This is a genomic window from Paenibacillus glucanolyticus NBRC 15330 (assembly GCF_004000885.1).
Taxonomy (GTDB): Bacteria; Bacillota; Bacilli; order Paenibacillales; family Paenibacillaceae; genus Paenibacillus_AQ; species Paenibacillus_AQ glucanolyticus.
Map to the genome: position 1 here is coordinate 38,418 of NZ_BIMC01000008.1, position 16,332 is coordinate 54,749.

Sequence of the window (16,332 nt, forward strand, 5' to 3'; positions counted from 1 at the left end):
TATACAAGGGATTAATCAACTTCGACATCATGGCGCAGCGGAGATTCGGCATTCACCTGTTTATCCGGGCCCTTCTCTTTTGGAACCATACGTTCGTCTGTTCTGCCTTGATGATGGTTGTCAAAATCATATTCAGCCAGTCTCCACTCCGTAGAGCCCTTCTGCGGATCAAACGGGAACTCTTCGCCGCGCTTCAAATATTCCTCCCGACCCCATTCATTGGTGTACGTTCCGTCCACTTCAACCTCTTCGTTTGAAATCGGATGGAGATCTTTGTCTTTACCGGACATGTCGCATGCTCCTCTCAGGCTTGATTTTAGAAATGATTCATATCGCATAAAGTAACCAGAAAGAGAAGGTACTATCCGCTAAAAGGTGCATGAAAGTCAAATACAGGCTTGAAAATAATGGTCGCTTCTTTAAATATGCCGCCCCAATTTAACGAACTAGTCAGAGTCATCCGACGATGGTGGGGATTTGGATTGGATAGCATCAAGGATATGGCGTTCCAGCAGCACACGAGGATTCTTCCAGCGGCTGACCTTGCTATCGGCAGTAAATACAACGACCGTATCCAACTTGGGAAAAAGATAGATTTGCTGTCCACCATGGCCATGTGCGAGTGCAAAGGGCGTACCGTTCTGCATGCCGTTCCACCACTGGAATCCATAATCGCCAAAAGCGGGATAGCCCTTAACTTGGGGAGTAAGTGCTTGCTCCAGCCATGATTCCGGAATGAGACGCTCACCTTCCCATCGTCCTCCGTCCAGGCAGCATAAACCGAATTTGGCCATATCCCTTGACGTGAGATAGAGCCCGACGTGACCCATGCTGTGGCCCTCAGGGCTTGGAGACCATGCAGCATGGTGAATGCCCAGGGGACCGAATAGATGCTGCCTGGCATAGGTGTAAGCATCCATTCCCGTGGCTTCGCTAATGGCGACGGAGAGCAGATGTGAATCCGTGCTCCGGTATTGAAACAGCCCCATCTCCTGCTCAACCACAGGCAGGGAAAGCGCAAAGCTCGTCCATTTCCGGTTGCGGTGGAAGCGGTGAATGAGGGGCTCTCCCAGCTTCTTGCCTGTTTGCCATGCAAAGCCTGAGGTCATAGTCAGTAAATGATGAAGGGAAACCTTGTGCAGGAGAGGATGAGCGCGTTCGGGAATATACCGCTGGAAGATGTCTTTAATGGATGAATTCAGATCGGGCAATTCGCCGCGCGAGAGGGCAATGCCAAATAATATGGATGTAAAACTCTTTGTGGCTGACCTGAGATCATTGAGCGAAGAAACACTGTGCCCGCCATAGTAGCGTTCATATACGAGCTTGCCGCTATGCAGCAGCAGAAAGCTGCGCATTTTCGGATATTGTTTCTGGATGATCTTGTCGACCTGATCCAGAATCTCATGCTGGAGCCCCAAGTCTTGCGGTTCCGCACTAGGAATCGGGGAGCCGGAAGAATAAGGGGAGTGCAGGATAGAGCGTGTTTCTGCCATAGGAAGGGCCTCCTTATGTTGGAATCTTATTGCGATTTGATTGCGTTTCACGGATTATGAATGTATCTTAACCAATTCCGGGCGTAATTGATGATATATGAAATTCATCGTACTAAAAAACATTTTTTGGGAAAGATGAAACAAACAGAAGAATATGATATAATATATTAATGATTCAGTTGCATGCTGTAAGGGTATGTATAGTGTCAGGTGCATTGGTAAGTTGCTGAATATCAACCTAATCATCACCGTTAGAACTGCAATATGGCTTCAACTTAATGAGGTAGATCTTTTCGGCATTCTCTTTAAACGGAGTAATTTTATTCCACACGTTTTGGGAGGGATCCAACATGGCAACGAAAGGTCACAATGAGGTTAAGGAAAGTCTGCGGGAAATGACACGAATTTTCCGGCCTAAAGATCCGAAAAAATTTGTAAAGGAGTATGTCCGGAAGTACCATATTATGGGGGGCTATGAAGAAGAGCTTACACTTGTTGTTGAGCATGAACTTGGCAAGCTGAATTCCTCCGTTTCGTAACCTGTAATAAGCACCTGATATCTATAGAAATATCACAAGCATGTTCATTTTGTTAACAACTAATAATATGAACCATTTAGAGAATATGGTTAAACCGTTTTTGGGACAAATGTCCCGAAGGCGGTTTTTTTGCGTTTGCGGTCGATGATAGACATCGGGCTCGAACTTCCGTGCAAAGTCCACTATTTTGAGGGTATTTTGCATCTGTCCCTTCATATATTGTTAGCAGTCGATCCGATAAGGATATAAGGGAGTGGCAGATGTGAGGATACAGCTGAGACGAAAGGAAGAAATCGGATATATCCGCGAGGCGGGACGCATCTTGGCTGCGTGCCACCGTGAAATAGCTAAGATCATAAAACCCGGGATTACGACAAGCGAGATTGATGCCAGGGTGGAGAAGTTTCTGGAGAAGAACGGAGCTGTCCCCGAGCAAAAGGGGTATAAAGGATTTCCCTACGCAACCTGTGCATCGGTTAATGATGTAGTCTGTCATGGATTTCCCGACCAGCGGCCGCTGGAGTCGGGTGATGTGGTGACCATCGACATGGTGGTGAATAAGAACGGATGGCTGGCGGATTCAGGATGGACCTATGCGGTAGCCGAGGTTTCTCCCAAGGTAAGAAAGCTGATGGAGCATACGCACGAAGCGCTGTTTAGAGGGATCGAGGCGGCGCGTCACGGCGCTGCGTTAGGTGATGTAGGTCATGCTATCGAGCAGGTTGCCGAAAGGGAAGGATACGGGATCGTAAAATCGCTGGTTGGCCATGGAATCGGCCGTGCCATACACGAGCCGCCTGATGTGCTGAACTATGGAGTTCCTGGAAGGGGATTGAAGCTTAAAGAAGGTATGGTCATTACCATCGAACCGGTATTCACTCTGGGGAGCACAGGTGCAGTGTTCTGGGGAGATGATGGCTGGACCATATCCAGCGCGGATGGATCAATAGGTGTTCAATATGAGCATACGATTGCTATCATGCGTGAAGGGCCTGTCATTCTGACGGATTAAAGTGCAGAGAAATATAGCATAATAATAGGAGGTATTCCTGGCGGGGATGATGCAGCTTGCCTGGAACACCTCCTTTAGCATGGAGATTCCGGGGTGAATGGAGCTCCTGCACAGCGGCTGCATACAGATTCAAAAAGACGGAAATGACTGTATATATAGCTATAAAGACTGTCGCTGAGGCATTGTGCAGAATGTCGAATCATGGGTCACGGGAGTGTGAAACGAGTTTGAAAGCGATTGCAAAATCAGTAACGGCGCGACTTTGACGACTTTTCGAACAATTTGTGAACTCCCTGTGAATGATTGACAAAAGCAACCCATGAACTTATATTTAATAAGTGATTGCTTTAATTGACAGGATTACTTCATCCGTGATTGTGCAGGTAGATTACCGCTGTTTGCGCCGGATGGTAGTCTACGAAAATCGGAAAAGTGGGGTAGATCAATGATGAAACGGTGGCAGGCTGTAAAGCGTCTTCTTCCTTTGATGGCCATGTTTGCTTTGGTGTTATCCGGCTGCGGCCGAGAGGATTTGTCGGTCTTAAGACCACAAGGTCCGGTAGCACAAGGTCAACTGGATTTAATTAAGCTCTCCATTTCGATTATGATCGTCGTAATGGTTGTGGTATTTGGAATTGCCGCATACGTGCTTGTTAAGTTCCGTAGAAAAAAGGGACAAGATGAAATTCCTGAACAAGTGGAAGGGAACCATAAGCTGGAGATTATCTGGACGGCGATTCCGCTGCTCTTGGTGCTTGTGCTTGCAGTTCCTACTATTCAAAAGGTGTTTGCGTACGGAGCGAACGATTGGAACGATCCGGAAGCAGTTAAGGTGGAAGTTACTTCTCACCAGTTCTGGTGGGAGTTTACTTATCCGGACCACGGTGTGAAAACCGCTCAAGAGCTGGTTGTTCCTGTAGGAAAGAAAATTGCCTTCCAATTAAAAACGAATGATGTGCTTCACTCCTTCTGGGTACCATCGCTCGGCGGCAAGATGGATACGAACACAGAAGGCAGCGTTAACTACATGACTCTGGTTGCTGACAAAGCGGATACATACATTGGTAAATGCGCAGAGTTGTGCGGCCCTTCCCATGGCTTCATGGAATTCCGTGTGAAAGCGGTTGATGATGCAACGTTTGAGCAATGGGTCACTGCAATGAAAGCACCTGCCGTGCTTCCTGCAGACGCTGCGCTTGCTGAGAAATTTAAGACCAACTGTCTCTCCTGCCACGCTGTTGGCGATCAAGGCGGAGCCATGGGTCCTAACTTGACTGGCATTGGATCACGTGAGACGGTAGCGAGTATCTTGCTGAACGACATAAGCGGCAATCCAGGGACAAAGCCGACAAAAGACAACATGGTGGAATGGCTGATGGAGCCACAGGCTGTAAAACCTGGTAACACGATGCCTAATCCGAAGGATCTCGGCTTCAGTGATGAAGAAATCGAGCAAATTGCCGATTACTTAGCCAATTATAAGTTGGATTATTAATACAGCAGGAACTTTAAAAGGGGGTACAAACCTTGGCTCACGCTCATGCTCATAGCCATAGCGTCAAACGCTACACGGGGATAATGGATTGGCTAACAACCGTTGACCACAAGAAAATCGGTATATTATACCTGATAGCGGGCGGCTTTTTCTTCGGGATTGGCGGTATTGAAGCGATTCTCATTCGCTTGCAGCTGATCAAGCCGATGAACGATTTGGTATCGGCTCAAGTATTTAATGAATTAATTACGATGCACGGAACGACGATGATCTTCCTGGGTGTAATGCCAGTTATCTTCGCCTTGATGAATGCGGTCATTCCGCTTCAGATCGGTGCGCGGGACGTTGCGTTTCCATTTTTGAACTCACTCGGGTTTTGGACGTTTTTGTTCGGTGGACTGTTGCTTAACCTTAGCTGGATTATGGGCGGTGCGCCTGATGCGGGATGGACATCTTATCCACCGCTATCCTCAACGGACTACTCGCCTACACACGGTGTGGATTTCTATACCATCGGGCTGCAGATAGCAGGTTTGGGTACGTTGATCGGCGGTATCAACTTCCTGGCAACCATTATTACAATGCGTGCACCTGGAATGTCCTTCATGAGAATGCCAATGTTTACATGGACGGCGTTCATTACATCGGCTATGATCCTGTTCGCATTCCCTGCAATTACAGTAGGCCTTGTATTGCTCAGCTTTGACCGTTTGCTAGGTGCCAATTTCTTTGATGTTGCGGGCGGCGGTAACCCCGTATTGTGGCAGCATATTTTCTGGATTTTCGGTCACCCTGAAGTATACATTCTGATTTTGCCGGCATTCGGTATTATCTCAGAAGTTATCCCGACATTCTCTCGTAAACGTTTGTTCGGATACAGCTCGATGGTATTTGCAACCATCCTGATTGCCTTCTTGGGCTTCATGGTTTGGGCTCACCATATGTTTACGACAGGTCTTGGACCTGTAGCAAATGCACTTTTCTCCATCGCTACGATGTTGATTGCGGTTCCTACGGGTATCAAAATCTTTAACTGGCTCTTTACGATGTGGGGCGGTCAAATCCGTTTCACCAGTGCCAATCTGTTCGCGATCGGTTTCGTACCAACCTTCGTTATGGGTGGCGTTACCGGTGTCATGCTGGCATCTGCTCCTGCAGATTTCCAGTTCCATGATACGTACTTCGTTGTAGCTCACTTTCACTACGTAATCGTCGGTGGTCTGGTATTCGGACTGTTCTCCGGATTGCACTACTGGTGGCCTAAAATGTTCGGTCGCGTACTGAACGAAACGCTGGGCAAATGGACGTTCTGGCTGTTCGCTATCGGCTTCCATATGACATTCTTTGTACAGCATTTCCTTGGTTTGCTCGGTATGCAGCGGCGGATTGTATCGTACTTGCCGAATCAGAATTTCGATGAACTCAACTTCATCAGTACCATCGGTGCAATCTTGATGGGTATCGGTGTGTTGGCCTTCTTGGCCAACGTTGTTGCAACTTCAAGAAAACCGGTGGGTGCAGCAGCGGATCCATGGGAAGATGGCCGTACGCTCGAGTGGAGCATTCCTTCTCCACCACCAGAGTACAACTTTAAGCAAATTCCGCTCGTTCGCGGTATCGATGCTTACTGGAAAGAGAAGATGGCAGGTAATAAAGAGATGACACCATCCGAGCCGGTTGGTCCGATCCATATGCCTTCGCCAAGCATCCTTCCGTTTGTGATGTCACTGGGTCTGTTTATCGCGGGTCTTGGTTTCATGTTTAGCACGGAGGACTTCTCGAATTCGTTCATGAGCTTAATCTTCAATAAATACATTGTTCTGATTGTTGGTCTTCTGATTACGTTCGCTGCAATGATCGCTCGTTCCCTGTACGATGATCATGGATATCACATCGAAGTTGAAGAACTGGAAGGGGAGGGGAAAGCATGAGTCACGCTGAACATGTAAACGGCGAACTTCCTCACGAGCCGGAGAAGGCAACACTCGAAGGCCGTAATAAGGTTCTTGGTTTCTGGCTCTTCCTTGGTGGAGAGGCTGTACTCTTCGGTACGTTGTTTGCAACATTCCTGGCACTTCGCGGCCAGAACAATGAAGGTCCAACGGCTTCTGAACTGTTCTCGCTGCCGATTACGGCAGCAGCAACACTGATATTGCTTGTCAGTTCCTTGACCAGTGTGTTCGCCATTCAGGCGCTCCACCGTCACAATATCGAGAAGCTGAAGTTGTGGCTCATCGTAACCGTAGCACTGGGTCTTGGATTCCTTGGCCTTGAGATTTATGAGTTCTACGAGTATATTGTACATGAATCATTTAATATGAAGACGAGTGCATTCTCGTCTGCATTCTATACGCTGGTTGGCTTCCACGGTGCTCACGTTGCTTTTGGGGTCGTGTGGATCAGCCTGTTGATTGCTCAGCTGTACAGAAAAGGGTTAACCGTTGTTACAGCACCCAAGGTATATGTTTCTGCCATGTACTGGCACTTTATCGACGTTGTATGGGTGTTCATCTTCTCGGTCGTATACCTTCTTGGAAAGGTGGGCTAAGGAATGACTGCGAACCAATCATCTAATGCTAATGAGGGGCCGACAGTTAAACACCGCCATCGCGTGGAGGGCCCTGAGAAACACATTGTAGTATTTATCTTCTCCATCGTGCTGACGGCAATTGCCTTTGCAGCCGTCGCAGCCGGTGGCATCAACACAGCATTTACGATCATCATCTTGCTGGTTATGGCTGTGCTGCAGGTGTTCGTACAAATGGGTTACTGGATGCACTTAAAGGACAAAGGGCATCTGATGCCAATCCTGTTCATGATTGGCGGCTTCTTCGTAGCAAGTACCTGTATTGTCATGGCACTGTTCTGGGTTTGGTGGTAAAATGAAAAAGAGGTGGGCTACTTCAGCCCCCTCTTTTTTTAAGTCGTAGGAAGGTGTCACAATTTCGACAGAATTTAACCCGTTTAGGGGAGGTTTTTGCATGCTGGGCTTAGAATATTTTAGTTTTGCAGATAAATGGACCCCCATGTTCCTGGCGTTTATGCTGCTCCTGACTGCTGGCTATTTCTTACTGACCGGTCCCTTGAGCCATCGATTCCAAGGAAGTGCTCCGGTTTCGGTTGGGCGGAAATCTTTATTTGTTGCGGGGATGATTACGTTCTATCTTGCCCAAGGTGGACCGGTTAATCTGCTTGGACATACAATGTTCTCGTTCCATATGGTGAGTATGGCGATGTCTTATCTCATGGCAACACCACTCCTGATTCTGGGCATTCCGGTTTGGCTGTGGCGTGCTTTCGACAGGATAAATCCATTTAAGAAGCTAGGCTTCCTCACGCATCCGATTGTGGCAGCAGTAGTGTTTAACGGTTTGTTTTCGTTTTATCACATTCCAGTAATCCATGACTTTGTCATGTTGAATTTCTGGGTGCATCGATTGTACTATCTGATTCTGTTAATTGCCTCACTGCTCATGTGGTGGGCCATATTGAATCCGATTCCGGAGAAGGACAAGTCCTCGGGGCTTATGAAGATGGGGTATATCTTCCTCAATATGGTATTGCTGACACCGGCGTGTGGGCTCATTATTTTCGCAAACGAGCCGATGTACGCTACATATAGTGACCCGGTTGTATGGGCGAATGCGATGGGTTATTGTGTGTCTGGCGACACCTCAGCATTACTCAGCCAATTCGGAGGACCCGAATTTTTCGGCTACTTGGAGCCGGCCATTGACCAGCGTGTTGGCGGGATTATCATGAAATTCTTCCAGGAGATCATCTTCGCTTCGATGCTGGCCTATGTGTTCTTCCATTGGTACAAACGAGAGAATCAGGAAGACGATCCTTTGCCTGGTGAGGTGCCTCCCGGTAACCTGAATCAAGCTTAATAAGGATTAATGAAGGAGGATCCATATGGATTGGTATTTTATATTTCCCACGGTCAGCACTACGTTTATCGTGATAAGCGCCGTGCTGGTAGCTATCGGTTGGGGACTTATTATTAAAGGCAAACGCGCAGCTCACAAAAAAGTGATGATCTGGGCAGCGGTGGCAGCGGTGATCTTCTTTATCATCTATTCATCGCGCACTATATTCATTGGCAATACGTCGTGGGGCGGACCGGATGAACTTAAGCCTTATTATCAGGTATTCCTGATCTTCCATATTGTGCTGGCTACCGTCGCTGCGGTCTTTGGCATTACGACATTGACTCTTGGACTCAAGGAAAAATATTCCAAGCACCGTAAATGGGGCAGAGTTACGTCTATTATTTGGTTCTTTACAGCAATTACCGGTGTGGCCGTGTACACCTTGTTGTATCTGTTGTATCCAGGCGGTCATACTCAGCCTGTATGGAAAGTCATATTTGGAATGTAAGTGTGGGAGAACACCCGTCAGAGAGATCTGACGGGTGTTTTTTATGGAGGCGGGCGGGGTAGCTCATTTGCAGGATGAAGTGTGGGAGTGTATCCACTCCGGTCGCTGCCATCAACCAGGAAAATCATAAATATTTACAAATTCTATTGACACTGTTTAGATACAGACTATATACTGTATATAAAGATATACACAGTGAGCACAGTAATCACACTAAGCACAGTGGAAGTGCACAACTGCAATGATTACGGAATTGATTCTATAGAAATTGATTGTATATACGAGGGAAAGGGTGAGGCGCGTTGCAACAAGTACTCCATAATGCAATGAAGATCGTAAAGAAGGATTTTGCAAGCGATAAGCTCCAAATTCTATGGACCATGCTGTTTATGGCGTATATGGGGTTTTCCGCCAGCTTTATTATGAATAGTCAGTTTGAACATATGAACGAGCACAGCAACCCGTTCATTGACTTTATATTGGTGCTCTACGCTCCGTTATTGGGATTCCTTTTTAGCAGAAGATCCTTCCGTTATCTGAACGAGGATTCGTATACTCGGATGCTGTATTTTTACCGGAGCATACCGGTACCGGCCTCCGCAATCTTCGTAAGCCGCATCATGAATAGCCTGATCGCTTATGCCATAAACAGCATTATGTTTTTCGGATTTATGTATGCGATAGGCGGTCATATTAGAGCCACAATGGATATTCCAAGCTATATCGCATTTTCACTGACATGGATCGGTATCGGATTTTTAATAACCGGACCTTATATTTACTGGGAGAATATGTGCAGTGGCAAGGCGTACTTCAGAAACACCCTTGTGGTGATGGTGCTCACCTCCGGTTCCGTTGTTCTGTTTAACTTGCTGGGATACAGCTTATTCGATTTCATTGCTAACGCATCCATCAGATGGAGCTTGATATCACCGGTCATGTGGGGATCACTCATCATCGGACTGGGCGCCATGCTGCTGATGAGTAAATTCACGTACACCCGGCAGCAGACAAGGGATCTCACATGATTTATATAGAACACATACACGTTGGTGTCGGAGGTTCGCCGCTTATGTACAAGGAAGAAGAGAGGTGATACAAGGTGCGAATTCCGATTCAGATTAATGAAAATAGCGCAGAGCCTTTATATCACCAGATTGAATCACAGCTGCGCTCGCTTATTATCAGCGGTCAGATCGAGGAGGGAACGCTGTTGCCGTCCATCAGGGAATTTGCCGGGAATCTGAACTGCAGCGTCATTACGGTACGCAGGGTGTATCAGGATCTAGAGAATGAAGGGCTGCTTCGAACGAGACAAGGAACGGGAACTTTTGTTGCTGGTGTCGGTGATCGGGCCCGTGAACAATATAAACGCGATTCGGTCGTTGAGGCATTAAAGATTGCGGTAGATAAGGGGCTTGCTGTTCAGTTTAATGAAGATGAATTAAAGGAACTGTTCATGGAAGTTGTCCGGGATAAATACCAAGCAAGAGGAGGTCGCTAGCAATCAATGGAACCGCATATCATTGAAATTCGTAATGTCATTAAACGGCGGAAAACGAAAACCATCGGACCCATCCAAATATCGATACCTCAAGGATACATCGTTGCGTTGGTGGGACCTAACGGCTCGGGGAAAAGCACGCTGCTGAACATGATGATGCAGACCGTGTTTCCAGATGAAGGGGAGATCACCTGGTTCGGTGAATCCCATCCGAGAGAGCTCCCCGTCTCGATTCGTAAACAGATGGGGTTCGTTCCCGAACAGCTGAGCTCAGAAGAACAGCATATGACGGTGGATGAGGCGGCCAGCTTTCGAGCATCTTGGTATGACAGTTGGGATGGTTACTTTTTCGATGAGCTTCTGTCACGATTTGATGTCCCGAGGGGCGTAAAACTTCGCAAGATGTCCAAAGGGGAGCGGCGCAAATTCGAGATTGCAGCGGCGCTTGCGCCGAAGCCGAAACTCCTGCTTCTGGATGAACCCTCTTCCGGTCTGGATCCCTTCGCTTGGAAGCTGATGATCGACCAGCTGCACAAGGTGATGAAATCTATGGATACCACCATCGTGCTGTCCACCCATGTGGTGGATGAAATCAGGCGGCTGGCGGATTATGTGATCCTTATCCATCATGGAAAGCTGCTGGGTATGGTGGAGAAGGATTCGCTGCTCGACAATTGGAAGGAATGCTGGATTCAAGGCGATGCTTCCATCGTAGAGGAATTGCCTGGTATTCTTAGCAGCAAACAAGAGACAGCGAATACGATTTCTTTTATAACGACGGAATGTTTGGAAGTAGAAAAGATCCTCCAGTCTGCAGGCATACCGTTTATTCGGGCTCGTTCCTTGGAGCTGGATGAAGTGCTTCGACTATGGATTGAAGGTAATATTCCTGCCAACGTGCAGAACTAGGATAGAGAGGGGTTTCACAATATGCAACGATTGCAATTAGAGGATGTAGTTAAGATTTATGCGGACAAAACAGCCGTAAACCAGATTTCGCTTCAGGTTGAGGAAGGAGAAATCTACGGCCTGCTTGGTGCGAACGGTGCCGGTAAAACAACCACCATGCGGATGGTGCTTGGCTTGATCTACCCGGATGATGGAACGATTTTGTATAATGGGAAGCCTTACAACAAGGAACTTCGTCACATTATGGGTTATTTGCCGGAGGAGCGCGGGTTATATCCGAAAGTGAAAGTCAGCGAGCAGATTTCATACTTGGCCCAGCTTCGGGGCATGTCAGCCAAAGACGCCGATAAGAGCTTGAAGTACTGGCTGGAGCGCTTTGAAGTGCCTGACTATTACGATAAGAAGATTGAAGAACTGTCTAAAGGTAATCAACAAAAGATGGGCTTTATTGCAGCAGTGGTTCATGATCCGCAGATCCTGATTCTGGACGAAGCATTCAGCGGACTGGATCCGGTGAACGTTGAACTATTGAAATCGACGGTTAAAGAACTTCGCGACAAAGGCACAAGCATTCTGTTCTCTACCCACCGGATGGAGCATGTTGAGGAATTATGTAGGAACATTACCATTCTTCATCGCTCCAACACCGTAGTGAAGGGGAACCTGAAGGACATTAAATCCAAGTATCCGCGAGAAGAAGTGGTGCTCGGCACCTCTGGTGAAGTTCAGGGGCTCGATTCACTGCCGGGCGTAACGGCTGTTGAGCGGACAGAGGATGGTTACTCCATCCGCATAAGCCACATCGACGCTGCCCAGAATATTTTGAATACAGCGATGTCGCAAAGCGTGATCCATCGGTTTGAAGTGAAGGAGCCGACACTCAATCAAATCTTCATAAAGGCGGTAGGTGAATCTAATGAATAATATGTGGACCGTTATCCGATTTACGTTTATGAATAAGGTAAGAACGAAGTCGTTTCTCGTATCAACCCTGATTTTTGCACTGATCATTACAATCGGGATTAATCTTCCTTTTCTGATCCAAATGTTCACGGGTGACAAGGCAGGATCTGAGGAAACCACTCGCATAGGTCTGGTGTATGGACAGGAGCAAGCGCTCGCTGAACAATTGGAGACGACTTGGAGCAGCCTGCCGTCAACTACCTATAAATTTGTGAAATATGAAACGGCAGATGAAGCTGCCTTGAATAAAGACATTGAAGATGGCACTATTGAAGGTTATTTAAAATTTGAAGCACAAGAAGGCAGCACGTTCCCGGCCGTGGTCTACAGCTCCGAAGAAGAGGGAATGAGTCCGGAGCTGCAATCGAATCTGCAAGCCGCTCTTCAAGTGGCAAAGACTCGCAGCATTGTAGATGGGCTTGATTTGTCTGATGCACAGATCAATGAGCTGAATGCGCCGGTTCAGATTGATGCTCGCAGTATTGGCACGAATCCATCAGGCAGTGCTGGAGGAGCATCCGAAGAGAAGGATGGGGCTTCCGAGGTTATTAACTACATCGTGGTGTATGCACTGATTATTCTCTTCTTCTTCACCTTGATGGGGACCGGCAACATGATTGCTTCGGAAGTGACGACAGAGAAGAGCTCCCGTATTATGGAGATCCTCATTACCAGCGTCTCTCCGCTGAGTCAAATGTTCGGTAAGGTTATCGGCATGTTCCTGCTGGGTCTGTCACAGATCCTGGCGTTCGGCATTGTTGCCGCAGCGAATTTGATGCTGCCTCACAACATGGACACATTGAAGGAAATGAATCTTGACCTTACTGCGATTGATCCGATGCTGCTGGTGTTTGGCTTAATCTTCTACATTCTCGGATATTTCTTGTACGCGATGTTATACGCGGCCATTGGTTCGATTGTCAGCCGTACAGAGGATTTGGGGCAGGCTGTCATGCCGATTACCATGCTGTCGCTGGTGGCATTTTATATCGCAATCTTTAGCCTGAGCGCTCCGAACTCGATGCTGATGAAGGTGTCCAGTTATATTCCATTCATCTCACCAACAACGATTCTGGTTCGTATCGGACTTGGCGACGTAGCGATGTGGGAGATCCTGTTATCCCTTGCTATCCTGATCGTATCCATCCTCGTGTTTGGCTGGTTGGCTGCAAAAATCTATCGCACTGGTGTCCTGATGTACGGCAAACGCCCTACATTCAAGGAGCTTAGAAAAGCGATGAAGGCTTATAAGATATAGTCAAAGCACGAAAAAGAGGCTTTAAACCAAAATAAAAGGTCCATGGAGGTAAAGATAGACATGACAATGGAAAAGAATCAAAGTATGATGATGGTCTTGATCTCAGCGGTCCTGCTCATTCTGCTTGGAACAACTATGGATACAACAGGTTCTATGCTGAAAGAGGTCGTTCAGGGAGTGTTGATAGGTTTTGGGGCAGTATTAGCCTGCGTTGGTCTGTGGGCGTTTGGTAAACGAAAACAATAGAGTTTAAAAAGAAATGGTTTAAATGAGGCGAATGTATAAGACTAGTGAAATCAGATTGCTGATTTTACTAGTCTTTTTCTTTGGCAGAACAAGAGGCCGATTTAAACAACAACTACACTAAGTTACTAGCGGAATGAAGCAATCTATATTCTGTTCCACCAATCACATAGGTTAGATCAGGAAATTAGTCACATCATTTAAACTATAGAGTGTATTATATCAATTTGACCCTTTGCATTGTCTCTATTCCTAAGAATGTTGTATCCCAATCAGATCGATTATTATTCTTATGTACAAAGAACCGACTCCAAGAAGTCGGTTCTTCTACGCTCAGCCAGATCACGGTGCATTCCACCCTCATTTAAACTGCACCATGATTTGATTGGGTCCGGTGCGCTTCATTACACGGTATCCGCTATCGGCATTGGTGGCGACCCCATCGTCATTGGGCATGCAATAGCCATTAACCGTGCACGTTCCATCATCACGAACGAGCAGTTTTCCAATCAAACCGACGGTTACCCATTCCTCGCGCTGGCTTCTTGGAATATAGGCCATCGAAGGGTCCCACTCCGGATTCAAGATCGGCTGCTGTTCGGTGGATGCAGGTGCAATGATATTTCCTTCTTCATCCCGTTCCTCAGGAATCGTAACTTCCTGAAACCGCACGTTTCTCCACTCATCACGGAGGTAGTAATCCTTCCATCGCAGTTCTGCGGCATCTGCCACAATAGAGGGAGTGGAGGTGACAATCCCTAGCAAGTAACCATCGCTTTGCGTAGCGATCCGGACCTTATCTCCATCCAGGGTTACAAAATAGCCGGGCTCTATGCCGGTGCCATCCAGTGTTTCGTACATTTCGGCATAATCGGCTCCACCGGAAAAATAGTTGCCGTCAATATACATATTGCCGGTTGACCCTTGCAGAACAGCGGCCAGACCCTGTGCATCAGCGGAGGTCCCGTTCGCGACATGCCAGGAATAGGTATAGAGCGACGCCCCATATCTGCCCATAATATGGGCTCCGTTATGGGTGGCGGTGGTTTGGAGGCCTTCCGCATGGGAGAAATCTCCGCTTGCCGTCGTTTGGACTCCTTCGGCATGCGCTCTGCTGCCCGATGCCACGGTGTTGGACCCTTCAGAATGGGAGGCATAGCCTTCTGCCGAAGTCGTAAATCCTTCCGCGTGTGAATTATTGCCTGAGGCAGTGGAGGTATTGCCCTCCGCGTGCGAAGCATATCCGGATGCCAACGTCGTGTAGCCTTCCGCATGCGAATTAAAGGCGTTGGCCGTGGTGAGGGAGCCCTCAACATGGGCATAGTTGTTGGTTGCCTGCGTACTTGAACCTTCCGCGTGGGAGTAATTGCCCGATGCCGTTGTGTCTGCTCCCTCGGCATGGGCATATACACCGGAAGCAACCGTATTAGCACCTTCGGCATGCGCATTATTCCCCGAAGCCAGCGTATTGGAGCCTTCGGCATGCGCATTGATCCCTAATGCCTGGCTGCCGGACCCCTCGGCATGGGAATTGCTGCCCTCGGCGAGGGTGTTGACTCCTTCCGCATGGGAATTTCCGCCCGATGCGGTGGTGGTATTTCCCTCTGCATGCGAAGCATAACCACCCGCCGTCGTAGTAAAACCTTCGGCGTGCGAATTGTTTCCTGAAGCTATCGTTGTATTTCCTTCCGCGTGCGAAGCGTAACCTTCCGCTAACGTAGTGTAGCCTTCGGCATGGGAATTAAAGGCGCTTGCAGTCGTAAGCGAACCTTCGGCATGTGCATAATTGCCGGTTGCCGAATTATCGTATCCTTCTGCATGAGAGAAATTTCCCTGAGCCGTATTACTTCCGCCTTCCGCGTGGGCATAATTCCCGTCCACCGTGTTGTTTGCGCCCTCCGCATGACCGTAATTGCCGGTTACTGTGTTATATGCGCCCTCGGCATGAGAATAATTACCCTGCGCAGTAGTGTTGGTTCCTTCGGCGTGGGATACGAGGCCGCTCGCCGTTGTAGACAATCCTTCGGCATGCGATATAAACCCGCTCGCCGTTGTCGAGATGCCTTCGGCATGGGAGGCTTCTCCACTGGCCATGGTTCTGTACCCTTCCGCATGAGATGCGGTTCCGCCTGCTACGGTGTTTGAGCCTTCCGCGTGGGCGGTATCCTCTATCGCTTCCGTCAGATAGCCTTCGGTGTGAGAGGCATGGCCCAGAGCTGTCGTTGCGTTGCCTTCGGCATGGGAGGCTTCGCCGTAGGCCATCGTTGTAAAACCTTCGGCATGAGAAGCTGTTGCACTTGCCATAGTAGTCGATCCCTCGGCATGGGAACTGTCGGCCAGCGCTTCGGTATTATAGCCTTCCGTATGGGCAGCGTCCCCGGACGCTCTGGTCGTACTGCCTTCCGCATGGGAAACGGCTCCGCTAGCTGTCGTCAGAATTCCTTCCGCATGGGAGGCGAATCCACTGGCTGTCGTATTCGAACCTTCAGCCTCCGAGCATTCACCGATTGGATTTCGATTGCATTCAGCCATC

The 16,332-nt window shown here is 48.1% G+C and carries 17 protein-coding genes; 14 read left to right on the forward strand and 3 right to left on the reverse strand.

Going from position 1 to position 16,332, the window contains the following annotated elements:
• Positions 1–11: 11 nt before the first annotated feature.
• Together PGL02S_RS13775 and PGL02S_RS13780 are read right to left on the reverse strand one after the other, a co-directional pair.
• Complete coding sequence (locus PGL02S_RS13775) at positions 12–290, reverse strand: hypothetical protein (protein WP_036643678.1); 279 nt, start codon at positions 288–290, stop codon at positions 12–14.
• Positions 291–446: 156 nt separating this feature from the next.
• Positions 447–1,496: a serine hydrolase domain-containing protein gene (locus PGL02S_RS13780; RefSeq protein WP_036643676.1), complete on the reverse strand. Its 1,050-nt coding sequence runs from the start codon at positions 1,494–1,496 to the stop codon at positions 447–449.
• A 350-nt stretch (positions 1,497–1,846) separates the two neighbouring features.
• On the opposite strand from PGL02S_RS13780, the gene PGL02S_RS13785 reads away from it, so the two are divergent.
• The 14 genes from PGL02S_RS13785 to PGL02S_RS13850 all read left to right on the forward strand — a co-directional run bounded on the left by PGL02S_RS13785 (position 1,847) and on the right by PGL02S_RS13850 (position 13,802).
• A complete protein-coding gene (locus tag PGL02S_RS13785) occupies positions 1,847–2,035 on the forward strand; it encodes a hypothetical protein (RefSeq protein ID WP_006208082.1) in 189 nt (62 codons plus the stop codon).
• Between the two features lie 262 nt (positions 2,036–2,297).
• Positions 2,298–3,047: a type I methionyl aminopeptidase gene (map, locus tag PGL02S_RS13790; RefSeq protein WP_036643670.1), complete on the forward strand. Its 750-nt coding sequence runs from the start codon at positions 2,298–2,300 to the stop codon at positions 3,045–3,047.
• 445 nt (positions 3,048–3,492) lie between these two features.
• Complete coding sequence (gene coxB, locus PGL02S_RS13795; RefSeq protein WP_006208085.1) at positions 3,493–4,542, forward strand: cytochrome c oxidase subunit II; 1,050 nt, start codon at positions 3,493–3,495, stop codon at positions 4,540–4,542.
• 83 nt (positions 4,543–4,625) lie between these two features.
• A complete protein-coding gene (gene ctaD, locus PGL02S_RS13800; RefSeq protein WP_051449340.1) occupies positions 4,626–6,473 on the forward strand; it encodes a cytochrome c oxidase subunit I in 1,848 nt (615 codons plus the stop codon).
• Entirely contained in the window at positions 6,470–7,090 is a 621-nt protein-coding gene (locus PGL02S_RS13805) for a cytochrome (ubi)quinol oxidase subunit III (protein WP_006208088.1), read from the forward strand. Before ctaD ends, PGL02S_RS13805 begins: the two co-directional genes overlap by 4 nt.
• Before the next feature lie 3 nt (positions 7,091–7,093).
• Entirely contained in the window at positions 7,094–7,423 is a 330-nt protein-coding gene (locus tag PGL02S_RS13810; protein WP_006208089.1) for a cytochrome C oxidase subunit IV family protein, read from the forward strand.
• Between the two features lie 100 nt (positions 7,424–7,523).
• Positions 7,524–8,432 (forward strand): cytochrome c oxidase assembly factor CtaG, encoded by a 909-nt coding sequence (ctaG, locus tag PGL02S_RS13815; protein ID WP_036643666.1) that lies wholly within the window; start codon positions 7,524–7,526, stop codon positions 8,430–8,432.
• 25 nt (positions 8,433–8,457) lie between these two features.
• On the forward strand, positions 8,458–8,922 hold the full coding sequence (locus PGL02S_RS13820) for a DUF420 domain-containing protein (RefSeq protein ID WP_006208091.1): 465 nt from the start codon (positions 8,458–8,460) through the stop codon (positions 8,920–8,922).
• A gap of 326 nt (positions 8,923–9,248) precedes the next feature.
• Positions 9,249–9,950: a hypothetical protein gene (locus tag PGL02S_RS13825; RefSeq protein WP_244892329.1), complete on the forward strand. Its 702-nt coding sequence runs from the start codon at positions 9,249–9,251 to the stop codon at positions 9,948–9,950.
• Positions 9,951–10,024: 74 nt separating this feature from the next.
• A complete protein-coding gene (locus tag PGL02S_RS13830; protein WP_006208093.1) occupies positions 10,025–10,426 on the forward strand; it encodes a GntR family transcriptional regulator in 402 nt (133 codons plus the stop codon).
• A gap of 6 nt (positions 10,427–10,432) precedes the next feature.
• Positions 10,433–11,335, forward strand: a complete 903-nt coding sequence (locus tag PGL02S_RS13835; RefSeq protein ID WP_006208094.1) for an ATP-binding cassette domain-containing protein — start codon at positions 10,433–10,435, stop codon at positions 11,333–11,335.
• 21 nt (positions 11,336–11,356) lie between these two features.
• Entirely contained in the window at positions 11,357–12,259 is a 903-nt protein-coding gene (locus tag PGL02S_RS13840) for an ABC transporter ATP-binding protein (RefSeq protein ID WP_006208095.1), read from the forward strand.
• Positions 12,252–13,556, forward strand: coding sequence for an ABC transporter permease (locus PGL02S_RS13845; protein ID WP_036643662.1), 1,305 nt, complete (start codon positions 12,252–12,254; stop codon positions 13,554–13,556). The genes PGL02S_RS13840 and PGL02S_RS13845 overlap by 8 nt, the downstream gene beginning before the upstream one ends.
• A 60-nt stretch (positions 13,557–13,616) precedes the next feature.
• Positions 13,617–13,802, forward strand: coding sequence for a hypothetical protein (locus tag PGL02S_RS13850; protein WP_036638614.1), 186 nt, complete (start codon positions 13,617–13,619; stop codon positions 13,800–13,802).
• Positions 13,803–14,159: 357 nt separating this feature from the next.
• Here PGL02S_RS13850 and PGL02S_RS13855 read toward each other — a convergent pair whose 3' ends face one another.
• Entirely contained in the window at positions 14,160–16,331 is a 2,172-nt protein-coding gene (locus tag PGL02S_RS13855) for a peptidase G2 autoproteolytic cleavage domain-containing protein (RefSeq protein WP_036638616.1), read from the reverse strand.
• Between the last annotated feature and the right edge of the window lies 1 nt (position 16,332).